We start from the raw sequence: 11,179 nt of genomic DNA, 5'->3' as shown, positions 1-11,179 counted from the left end.
CTGTGGCGGGGGGCGGGCGGGGGTGGCGGCGGGGGGGCCCCCCGGGGGCGCCCCCCCCCCCCCCCACCGCCGTGTCCTCGGACGGGAGAGCGCCCCGGGGTGCCGACTCCCCGGGGCGCTCGCTCGGGACCGCGCCTACAGGCGCGCGATGGCCGCGGCCGGGTCCTCCATGGCGTCGGCGACCACGCGCATGAAGCCCGCGGCGGCGCCGCCGTCGCACACGCGGTGGTCGAAGGCGAACGACAGCTGCGTGATCTTGCGTGCGGTCAGCTCCCCGTCCACGATCCACGGGCGGTCCATGATCCGGCCCAGGCCCAGGATCGCCACCTGCGGGTGGTTGATGATGGCGGCGCTGCCGTCCACCCGCAGCGACCCGTAGTTGTTGAGGGTGAAGGTGCCGCCGGTCATCTCGGCGGAAGACACCCTGCCCTCCCGGGCCGCGGCGGTGACCCGCCTGATCTCCGTGTCGAGCTCCAGCGTGGTGAGCCGGTGCGCGCCCATGACGGCCGGGGCGACCAGGCCCCGGTCGCTCTGCACGGCCAGGCCCAGGTTCACGCCGTCGTACTGCACCAACTCGCCGCGCTCGCTGTCCACCAGGCCGTTGAGCTCGGGATAGGCGCGCAGTCCGGCGAGCACGAACCGGGCCACGTAGGACAGCAGTCCGGGCCCGGACGGGTGGGACCGGCGCAGGCGGACCAGTTCGGTCGCGTCCACGTCCACCCAGACGGTCGCCTCGGGGATCTCCCTGCGGCTGCGGGACAGCGACGCGGCGACGCTCCTGCGGAACCCGCTCATAGGCACCCGCTGGGACTCGGCCAGCCCCGTGCGCGCGTCCACGGCACCCGCCGGAGCGGGCGCGGAATCCGTCGTGGGAGCGGACGCGGCCGGCGTGCCCTCCGCTGAGGGCTCCGCGGCGGACTCGGCCGGGGACCTCGCGGCCTCGATGGCGGCGCGCACGTCGCGCCGGGTGATGAGCCCGCCCGGACCGCTTCCGGGGACCTCGGAGATCCGCAGTCCGCCCTCGCGCGCCATCTGCCGGACCAGCGGCGAGGTGACCAGAGGGGGGCGCGCGGCGGCGGGGGCCGGTGCGCCGTTCCCTGGCATGTCGGGCCGGGCCGGGTGCGCGGGCGGGCGGTTGCGCGGACGCCGGCGGCGCCCGGAACCCTGCGCCTCGGGCGTGCCGTAGCCGATCAGCACGTTCCCCGAACCCGACCCGGCGCGCTCCTCCTCGCGGTAGCGCTCCTCCGCCGACACCGGCGCGGCGGTGCCGGCTCCGGCCGAGGTGCCGGGCTCGGCCTCGGAGCCGTCGGCCACGCTGATCAGGGGCCTGCCGACCTCCAGGACCTGTCCCTCCTCGCCGTGCAGAACGCTGACCGTGCCGGCGAACGGGGAGGGGACCTCCACGATCGACTTGGCGGTCTCCACCTCCACGACCGGCTGGTCCACGGCCACGGTGTCGCCGACGTCGACGAGCCACCGCACCACCTCGGCCTCGGTGAGGCCCTCGCCCAGGTCGGGGAGGTCGAAGGTCTGCGTCGTCACTGGTCCTCCCACTGAAGATCGTCGACGGCGTCCAGGATCCGGTCCACGCCCGGCAGCTGGAAGTGCTCCAGCTTCGGCGGCGGGAAGGGGATGTCGAAGCCGGTGACGCGGCGTACCGGCGCGGCCAGGGAGTGGAAGCAGCGCTCGGTCACCCGCGCGACGATCTCCGAGGCGACGCTGGCGTACCCGCTGGCCTCGGCGACCACGACCGCGCGGCCGGTGGAGCGCACCGCCTCGCACACGGTGGCGTCGTCGAAGGGGACGAGGGAGCGCGCGTCCACCACCTGCAGGCTGCGGCCCTCCTGGGCGGCGGCCTCGGCGGCCTCCAGCGCGGTGGGCACCGACGGCCCGTAGGCGATGAGGGTGGCGTCGGTGCCGGGACGGCGCACCACGGCCCTGCCGATGGGCGGCTCGGGGACCGACAGGTCGACCTCGTCCTTGCCCCAGTACAGCTTCTTGGGCTCCATGAAGACGACCGGGTCGTCGGAGGCGATCGCCTCGCGCAGCAGGAAGTAGGCGTCGGCGGGCGTGGACGGGGTGACCACCGTCAGGCCCGGCGTGTGCGCGTAGTAGGCCTCGGAGGAGTCGCAGTGGTGCTCGACGCCGCCGATCCCGCCCGCGTAGGGAACGCGGATGACCATGGGCAGCCCGACCCGGCCGCGGGTGCGGTTGCGGGTCTTGGCCACGTGGCTGACGATCTGCTCGAAGGCCGGGTAGGCGAACGCGTCGAACTGCATCTCCACGACGGGGCGCATGCCGTTCATCGCCATGCCGACGGCCATGCCCACGATGCCGGACTCCGCGAGCGGGGTGTCGAAGCAGCGGTTCTCGCCGAACTCGGCGGTGAGCCCGTCGGTGATGCGGAAGACACCGCCGAGGGGGCCGACGTCCTCGCCGAAGACGTACACCGCCTCGTCGTCGGCCATGGCGTCGCGCAGGGCGTGGTTGAGGGCCTGCGCCATGGAGAGTTTGGTGGATTCGGTCGCCATGTCAGTCGCCCTCTCTGCTCAGTTCGTCGGCCAGGAAGGCGGCCTGCTCGTCCATCTGCGGCGTGGGGGTGGAGAACACGTGCGCGAACAGCTCGGCGGGGTCGGGGTCGACGTCCTTCGAGACGCCCTCGCGCATGGCGGTGGCCACGGCCTCCGCCCTCTCGGTGATCTCGGCTCTCCGGGCCTTGGTGAGCAGGCGCTTCCGCTTGAGGTAGGCCTCCATGCGCAGCAGCGGGTCCCGTGCCTCCCAGGGGTCGACCTCCTCCTTGCCGCGGTACCGGCTCGCGTCGTCGGCGTTGGTGTGCGCCTGCATCCGGTAGGTGTGCGCCTCCACCAGCTGGGGTCCTCCGCCCTCCCGGGCGGCGGCCACGGCGCGGTCCAGTACGGCGAGCACGGCGGGGGTGTCGTTGCCGTCCACCCGCTCGGCGTTCACCCCGTAGCCGACGCCCTTGTGGGCCAGCGACGGGGCGGCGCTCTGCCGGGCCAGGGGCACGGAGATGGCGTACTCGTTGTTCTGCACGAAGAACACCACCGGGGTCCGGAACACGGCCGCGAAGTTCAGCGCCTCGTGGAAGTCGCCCTCGCTGGTGGCCCCGTCGCCGCACAGCGCCATGACCACCGTGTCCTCGCCCCGCAGGCGGGCGGCGTGCGCGACGCCCACCGCGTGCAGCATCTGGGTGGCCAGCGGAGTCGCCTGCGGCGCCACCCTGTGCGTGTAGGGGTCGTAGCCCGCGTGCCAGTCGCCCTTGAGCAGGGTGAGGACCTCCACCGGGTCCACCCCGCGCGCGATCACGGCGGCGGTGTCGCGGTAGGTCGGAAACAGCCAGTCCCCCTCCGCCAGGGCCAGGGCCGCGCCCGTCTGGCAGGCCTCCTGCCCGTGCGAGGAGGGGTAGACGGCCAGCCGGCCCTGACGCACGAGGGCGCCGGCCTGGTCGTTGACGCGTCGGCCGATCACCAGGGAGGCGTACGCGGCCAGCAGCCGCTCCTTGGCCGGGAACGGCAGGGCGGCCCCGGCCACCGGGCTCCCGGTCTCGTCGAGCAGCCGCACCGGCTGCTCGGAGGGGAGAAGGCCCCGGTCGTCAGCCATGGCTTCCAACCTCCTGTGTCTGAGAGATGTGTTCAGACACATGGTGGTATTTGTTGCCATCTGTTCGCTACAAAGGCGAACAATCCAAGAAAACGTCGAGCCTATGCGGCCATCTTCGAACCATTCGTCTACGTATGTGACGCAGAACACCCACGCGCGTGGACAAGTGGCCGCACTCCGGCCCCCGGCTGGCGTTCCGGCCCGGAGGAGGTGCGGAAACCCGCAGGAGCGGCCCGCTCCAGGGAGCGGGCCGCCACGGTCAGCCCTCCGCTTCCCGTGCCTGGGGAACGGCGGCGGCTTCCCCCTCCGCCTCCCGCTCGGCCAGCCGGCGGCGCTGCGGTACCACCGTGTACTTGGGGTCCGCGGCGGACTGCTTCCCGGCGTAGAAGACCCCCAGGCGGGTGCAGGCCGAACCGGCGAGCAGGGCCGCACCGCTCAGCGCGGACACCAGGCGGCTCCGGCGGCCGAGCACCGCGCCGGCGGCCCCGGCCAGGGTGAGCGCCTTGGAGGCGCGGACGAGGGCGCCCGCCCTCCCCTCGCGGTAGGGCTCACCGGAAAGCCCCATCCGGTACTCCATGGTGCTGGAGACCGCCGTCTCCACCAGGGCGCCGCCCACGGCCGCGCGGCGCGCGGGACCGCTCTGCGCCAGGGGAGCGGTGATCAGGCCCGTCCCGCCCGCCGCGGCGACGGCGGAGGAGGCGAACACGAACGGCATGTACCGGTAGCCGTCGTGCCAGGAGGGCACGGCGGTGTCGCAGACCAGCGGTGCCGTGTAGGTGGCGACCAGCGGCCCCACCGCCGCGGCGCCGAGGGTGGCCGCGCGGCCGGTCCGGGGGAACCACCCGGTGGCGGAGGTCACCGCGGCGGCCCCGGCGAGGGGACCGTAGGCCAGCAGGATCCACGACCCGACACTCATCGGCGAGGTCGGCTTGAACACCCGCAGCATGTTGAGGAAGCGCTCGGGTCGTCCCAGGTCGTGGATGAGCGCGGCCGTGGAACCGGAGATCGCGCCCAGGGCGGTGTACTTCAGCGGCCGGGCCAGGTCCGGGCGTCCGGTCAGCTCGGCACCGGCGGCGAGCACCGACGAGGCACCGGCCAGACCGCCCAGGAACAGGTACCCGCCGATGTCGGGGGCCTCCCACACGATCTGGTTGAGGACGGGCTTGCCGTAGTAGGACCGGAACTCGGCGTCGGGCACCCGTGTGGGCTCCCCGCGGCCCCTCCTCCCCCCGCGGCGTCCGCCGCCGCGCTGGCGCCGCTGCTCCTCCCCGACGACGTCGGCGGCCCCCGTGACGGCCTCCCGTCCGGGGCGCTCTCCGCGGAGGCCCTCCCTGGTCACGTCCGACGTGTTCATCAGCGCCTCCCCGCGAAGGTCGCGGCCACTCCGACCAGCAGCGCGGCGGCCGCGACACCGGCGTGCCCCCACATCGACGGCAGGTCCCGGGTGGTCACCACCGGGTCCGGCGGCAGCCCGTAGACCTCGGGCTCGTCCAGCAGCAGGAAGAACGCGCCCGCGCCGTCCACCCCGTTCGACGGGTCCTCGCCGTAGAGGCGGGCGGAGGACACCCCGGCCTCGTGGAGGTCCTCCACGCGCTTCTCGGCGCGTTCGCGAAGCTCGTCGAGGTCGCCGAACTGGATCGAGTCCGTGGGGCACGCCTTGGCGCAGGCGGGTTCCAGTCCGTCGCCGAGCCGGTCGTAGCACAGGGTGCACTTCCAGGCCCGGCCGTCGTCCTCGCGCCGGTCGATGACCCCGTAGGGGCAGGCGGGGACGCAGTACCCGCAGCCGTTGCAGATGTCCTCCTGCACCACCACCGTGTCGAACTCGGTGCGGAACAGCGCGCCGGTCGGGCACACGTCCAGGCAGGCGGCGCTGGTGCAGTGCTTGCACACGTCCGAGGACATCAGCCAGCGGAACTCGCCCCGCTCGTCGGCGCCGGCGGCGGCGCCGGGCAGCTCGAAGGACGGCATGCCCAGGTCGACGGCTCCGGGCCGCCCGACGCCGGGTTCCTGGAAGCCGAGGGGCTCGCGCTGCTCGATGAAGGCCACGTGGCGCCACGTGTCGGCGCTCAGCCCGCCGCTGTTGTCGAAGGACATGGACGTGAAGTCCAGGCCGTCCTCGGGGACCATGTTCCATTCCTTGCAGGCGACTTCGCACGCCTTGCACCCGATACACACACTCGTGTCGGTGAAGAAGCCGACCCGTTTCCCGTTGCTCTCCGAGGACACGCTCACACCTCCAGTCCCGTCCGCTCCGTGATCCCGGCCCGCTCCTGGTACTCCCGCACCAGGTCGAGGCGCCCGGGCCCCCGGGGACGGCGGCCCGGCCGGATGTCGGCCGTGAGCGCCTTGACCTCCTGGATGTGCACGTTGGGGTCCAGGGACATCGCCATCAGCTCGTTGGCCGCGTCACCCGTCGAGTACCCGTTGGGCCCCCAGTGGTAGGGCATCCCGATCTGGTGGACCACCCGCCCCTGCACCCTCAGCGGGACCATCCGGTCCGTGACCATCACCCGGGCCTCGATGGCGTTGCGAGCGGTGACGATGGTGGCCCAGCCGCCGTGCTCCAGACCGCGCTCCTCGGCCAGCTCGGGGCCGACCTCGCAGAAGAACTCGGGCTGCAGCTCGGAGAGGTAGGGCGTCCACCGGCTCATCCCGCCCGCCGTGAAGTGCTCGGTGAGCCGGTAGGTGGTCACCACGTACGGGAAGACGTCCGAGCCCGGGGTTCCGGGAGCGGGGTGGTACCGGTTGTACTCGTGCGGATACGTCAGCCGCGTCGGGTTGCGCTGGTGGCCGTACAGCGGATTCTCGAACGGCGTGTCCTGCGGCTCGTAGTGGGTGGGCATCGGACCGTCGTTCAGCCCCGCGGGCGCGTACAGCCACCCCCTGCCGTCGGCCTGCATGATGAAGGCGTCCCTGCCGCTCAGCGCCGCCACCCCCTCGGCGTCCTCCGGCGGGCGGTGGTCGGGCGCCTTGCCGTTCTCGAAGTCGGGCGTGTCGTGCCCGACCCAGCTGCCCTGGTCGGCGTCCCACCAGATGAGGCTCTTGCCCGGGCTCCACGGCTCGCCGTTCTCGTCCGCGGACGCGCGGTTGTAGAGGATGCGCCTGTTGTCCGGCCAGGCCCACGCCCACTCGGAGGCGATCCAGTCCTGTTCCGTGTGGGGCTTCTTGCGCGCCGCCTGGTTCACCCCGTCCTTGAAGACGCCGCAGTAGATCCAGCAGCCGCAGGACGTGGACCCGTCGTCGCGCAGCTCGGTGTAGGAGGTGAGCGGACGGCCCTCGGCGTCGTGGCCGTTGATCTCCCGCAGGACCGCCGCCGCGTCGGGCTCGCCGTCCTCCTCCAGCGGGTAGTCCCACGTCAGGTCCAGGACCGGGCGGTCCTTGGGGTCGTCGGATCCGGCGAGCTTCTCGCGGACGGTCCGGCCCAGGTGGTACATGAACCAGAGGTCGCTGCGGCGGTCACCGCTGGGGAGCACGGCCCGGTCGTGCCACTGGAGCAGCCTGTTGGTGTTGGTGAAGGTGCCCGACTTCTCGGTGTGCGCCGCGGCGGGGAAGAAGAACACCTCGGTGCCGATGTCCTCGGTCCGCTTCTCCCCGGACTCGATCTCCGGCCCGTCCTTCCACCAGGTGGCGCTCTCGATCAGCGAGAAGTCGCGTACGACCAGCCAGTCCAGTTCGGCCATGCCCATGCGCTGGGCCCGGCTGTTGGCCGATCCCACGGCGGGGTTCTCCCCCATGAGGAAGTAGCCCTTGCAGTCCCCGGCGATCTGGGCCATCACGGTGTCGTAGTGGCTGTGGGACCCCGTGAGCCGGGGGACGTGGTCGAAGCGGTAGTCGTTCTCGGCCGTCGCGCTCTCCCCCCACCAGGCCTTGAGCAGGCTGACGGTGTAGGCCTCCATCCCGTCCCAGAACCCCTTGCGGGGGTTTCCGGCGGCCAGGACGTAGGCCTCCAGGGACTGCTCCTCGTGGGCGTGGGGCATCGGCAGGTAGCCCGGCAGCAGGTCGAACAGGGTCGGCACGTCGCTGGAGCCCTGGATGCTGGCGTGTCCGCGCAGCGCCTGGATACCGCCGCCCGGACGGCCGATGTTGCCCAGCAGCAGCTGGAGGATGGAGGCGGCCCGGATGTACTGGGAGCCGACGGTGTGCTGGGTCCAGCCCACGGCGTAGCAGAACGCGCTGGTGCGGTCCCGTCCCGAGTTGCCGGTGAGGTGGTCGCACACCCTGTGGAAGGTCTCCCGCGGGATGCCGCAGACCTCCTCGACCATCTCCGGCGTGTAGCGCGAGTAGTGGCGTCTGAGGATCTGGAACACGCAGCGCGGGTCGGTGAGCGTCGGGTCCTCCCGGGGCTTGCTCCGGATCACCGCGCCACCCGAGCCCTGCTGTTCGGGACGCCCGGCGCGGCTGGTGTCGAGGGTCTCCTCCAACCGCTCCCTGAACAGCTGGTTGCGGTTTCCGGAGGCGGCGGCCACCTCCGCTCCCTCGTAGCTCCAGGTGCTGGCGTCGTAGCTCTTGTCCTCCGCCGAGAAACCGGAGAACAGGCCGTCCAGGTCCTCGGTGTCCTGGAAGTCCTCACCGACGATCGTCGCGGCGTTGGTGAAGGCGAGCACGTAGTCGCGGAAGTACTTCTCCTCGGTGAGGACGTGGTTGATGATCGCGCCGAGGAAGGCGATGTCGGTACCCGCGCGGATGGGGACGTGCAGGTCGGCGAGGGCGCTGGTGCGGCTGAAGCGGGGATCGACGTGGATGACCACCGCGCCGCGCGCCTTGGCCTCCATGACCCACTGGAAGCCGACCGGGTGGGCCTCGGCGAAGTTGGAGCCCTCGATGACGATGCAGTCGGAGTTCTGCAGGTCCTGGAGGAACATGGTCGCCCCGCCCCGGCCGAAGCTCGTCCCCAGTCCCGCGACGGTGGAGCTGTGGCACACCCGGGCCTGGTTCTCCACCTGGACCACGCCGAGCGCGGTCAGCAGCTTCTTGATGAGGTAGTTCTCCTCGTTGTCCAGCGTGGCTCCGCCCAGGCTGGCGATCCCCAGCGTCCGGGCCACCCTGCGACCCTCGTGCTCCTGCTCCCACGTCTCTTCGCGGGTGCGGACCACCCGTTCGGCGACCATCCTCATGGCGGTGTCGAGGTCGAGTTCCTCCCAGTCGGCGCCGTACGGACGGCGGTAGAGGACCTTCTCCTCGCGACCGGACCCGGTGGTGAGCTGGAGGCTGGCCGACCCCTTGGGGCACAGGCGGCCGCGGCTGATCGGGGAGTCCGGGTCGCCCTCGATCTGGACGACCTTCTCGTCCTTGACGTAGACGTTCTGGGAGCAGCCCACCGCGCAGTAGGGGCAGACCGACTGCACGACCCTGTCGGCTTCCTCGGTACGGGCCCGCAGGTTCTCCGACCGCTCGGACTTCGCGGCGGCTCCGAGGCCCATCCGGTCCTCGCCCGTGAGCTGCCGGTACACCGGCCACGACTCGATCCACGTGCGTACACCCATGCTCGCCCCCCGGACAGGCCCCTGGAACCGTCGACGTCGTCCCACGTCCACGCGAGGCCGTGGACGGTCAGGTGTCCACCTTCCGCCGGAGAGGTGCCCGCGCGCGCGGGGACACGCCGCTCGTGGTGGATCCATGGGCAGCCCGTGACGCCGTGCCGTGGCGGTGAGGTTTCACGTGAAACCTCGGGCCGAAGGGGCCGCCGGAAGCGGACGCACCTCCCGCGGACCTCCCCCGCACGGGGCAACGGTCCCCGTACTCCCTTCACTTGGTAAGAACTTCCCCTGCTGCGAGTTCCCGGCCACCGTGGTGGGCAGGGGAGTCCGAGGAAGAACATGACGACTCGGTGGGGGACCAGTCACATGACCGACGTATCCAGCCAGGGATCCGCGTCCGGAGACGACCGCGAAGTACTCACGAACCGGCAGGGACACCAGGTCTACGACAACCAGAACCAGCGCACGGTCGGCGATCGGGGACCCGCCACGCTGGAGAACTACCAGTTCCTGGAGAAGATCAGCCACTTCGACCGGGAACGCATCCCCGAGCGGGTGGTGCACGCGCGCGGCGCGACCGCGTTCGGCTACTTCGAGGCCTACGGCAAGTGGGGCGACGAGCCGATCAGCCGCTACACGCGGGCCAGGCTCTTCCAGGAGCGGGGCAAGCGCACCGACATCGCGCTGCGCTTCTCCACGGTCATCGGCGGCCGCGACTCCTCCGAGGCCAACCGCGACCCGCGCGGGTTCGCCATCAAGTTCTACACCGAGGACGGCAACTGGGACCTGGTGGGCAACAACCTGGCGGTGTTCTTCATCCGCGACGCCATCAAGTTCCCGGACGTGATCCACGCGCTCAAGCCGGACCCGGTGACCTTCCGCCAGGAGCCGAACCGCATCTTCGACTTCATGTCGCAGACTCCCGAGTGCATGCACATGCTGGTCAACCTGTTCAGCCCGCGCGGCATCCCGTCGGACTACCGGCACCAGCAGGGCTTCGGGGTCAACACCTACAAGTGGGTCAACGACGTGGGCGAGACGGTCCTGGTCAAGTACACGTGGATGCCCAAGCAGGGCGTGCGGAGCATGACCGAGGCCGACGCCGCCAACGTCCAGGCGAACGAGACCGGGCACGCGACCAAGGACCTGCACGAGGCCATCGACCGGGGCGACCACCCCGAGTGGGAGCTGCTCGTGCAGATGATGAGCGACGAGGAGCACCTCGAACTCGACTTCGACCCGCTGGACGACACCAAGACCTGGCCGGAGCAGGACTTCCCGCCCAAGCCCGTGGGGCGGATCGTGCTCGACCGCAACGTGTCGGACAACTTCGCCGAGAACGAGCAGATCTCCTTCGGCACCGGCGTGCTCGTGGACGGGCTGGACTTCTCCGACGACAAGATGCTGGTCGGGCGCACCTTCTCCTACAGCGACACCCAGCGCTACCGGGTGGGGCCCAACTACCTGCAGCTGCCGGTGAACCAGGCCAAGAACACGAACGTGCGCACCAACCAGCGCGACGGCCTGATGGCCTACCACCAGGACACCGGCGGGGAGAACCCGCACGTCAACTACGAGCCGTCCATCAACGGCGGCCTGCGCGAGGGGCAGTACCCCACGCACGACGAGCAGGGTCCGGAGATCCGGGGGAGGCTCACCCGCAAGCGCATCGTGCGCACCAACGACTACAAGCAGGCGGGACAGCGCTACCTGTTGATGGAGCAGTGGGAGCGCGACGACCTCGTGCACAACTTCGCGACGCTGTTCTCCCAGTGCGACCGGCCGATCCAGGAGCGGATGGTCTGGCACCTCCTCCTGGTCGAGGACGACCTGGGACTGCGCGTCGGCAAGAGGCTCGGCATCGGGCCGGAGGACGTGGCGCACCTGGACCCGCTCCAGAGCCAGACCCTGACCGACGAGGACCGCCAGCGCCTGGCCAACCTGGGCAGGAACGGCTCCCGCGACGTGTCGGGGCTGACGATGACCCACTGCGTGCCCGACCATCGCCACATGGTCGAGCGCTAGGGAGTGTTTTTTAGAAGGCTTTCGGGTCGGCGAGCGGCCGTCCCAGGCGATCTCTCGCA

General features: G+C 71.4%; 7 protein-coding genes. 1 reads left to right on the top strand and 6 read right to left on the bottom strand.

Going from position 1 to position 11,179, the window contains the following annotated elements; genetic code table 11:
- Positions 1 to 135: 135 nt before the first annotated feature.
- The 6 genes from FYX01_RS03030 to fdh all read right to left on the bottom strand — a co-directional run bounded on the left by FYX01_RS03030 (position 136) and on the right by fdh (position 9,101).
- Positions 136 to 1,542 carry a dihydrolipoamide acetyltransferase family protein gene (locus tag FYX01_RS03030; protein ID WP_150237247.1) on the bottom strand — a complete coding sequence of 469 codons (1,407 nt, stop codon included), beginning with the start codon at positions 1,540 to 1,542 and terminating at the stop codon, positions 136 to 138.
- Positions 1,539 to 2,531 (bottom strand): alpha-ketoacid dehydrogenase subunit beta, encoded by a 993-nt coding sequence (locus FYX01_RS03025; protein ID WP_150237245.1) that lies wholly within the window; start codon positions 2,529 to 2,531, stop codon positions 1,539 to 1,541. The genes FYX01_RS03030 and FYX01_RS03025 overlap by 4 nt, the downstream gene beginning before the upstream one ends.
- A 1-nt stretch (position 2,532) precedes the next feature.
- Positions 2,533 to 3,618 (bottom strand): pyruvate dehydrogenase (acetyl-transferring) E1 component subunit alpha, encoded by a 1,086-nt coding sequence (pdhA, locus tag FYX01_RS03020; protein WP_150237243.1) that lies wholly within the window; start codon positions 3,616 to 3,618, stop codon positions 2,533 to 2,535.
- A 259-nt stretch (positions 3,619 to 3,877) separates the two neighbouring features.
- Positions 3,878 to 4,972 (bottom strand): NrfD/PsrC family molybdoenzyme membrane anchor subunit, encoded by a 1,095-nt coding sequence (gene nrfD / locus FYX01_RS03015; RefSeq protein WP_150237241.1) that lies wholly within the window; start codon positions 4,970 to 4,972, stop codon positions 3,878 to 3,880.
- Entirely contained in the window at positions 4,972 to 5,850 is an 879-nt protein-coding gene (locus tag FYX01_RS03010; RefSeq protein WP_150237239.1) for a 4Fe-4S dicluster domain-containing protein, read from the bottom strand. The genes nrfD and FYX01_RS03010 overlap by 1 nt, the downstream gene beginning before the upstream one ends.
- Positions 5,847 to 9,101, bottom strand: coding sequence for a formate dehydrogenase (gene fdh / locus FYX01_RS03005; protein ID WP_150237237.1), 3,255 nt, complete (start codon positions 9,099 to 9,101; stop codon positions 5,847 to 5,849). Before fdh ends, FYX01_RS03010 begins: the two co-directional genes overlap by 4 nt.
- Before the next feature lie 360 nt (positions 9,102 to 9,461).
- Here fdh and FYX01_RS03000 point away from each other — a divergent pair, with 360 nt between their 5' ends.
- The gene (locus FYX01_RS03000; protein ID WP_150237234.1) at positions 9,462 to 11,120 is read left to right on the top strand and encodes a catalase; all 1,659 of its coding nucleotides are present in this window, start codon (positions 9,462 to 9,464) and stop codon (positions 11,118 to 11,120) included.
- Positions 11,121 to 11,179: the final 59 nt, after the last annotated feature.

This window comes from Nocardiopsis quinghaiensis (assembly GCF_008638365.1).
GTDB lineage: Bacteria > Actinomycetota > Actinomycetes > Streptosporangiales > Streptosporangiaceae > Nocardiopsis > Nocardiopsis quinghaiensis.
The sequence above is the reverse complement of the archived record's forward strand: the minus strand, read 5'-3'. Positions and strand labels throughout refer to the sequence as shown.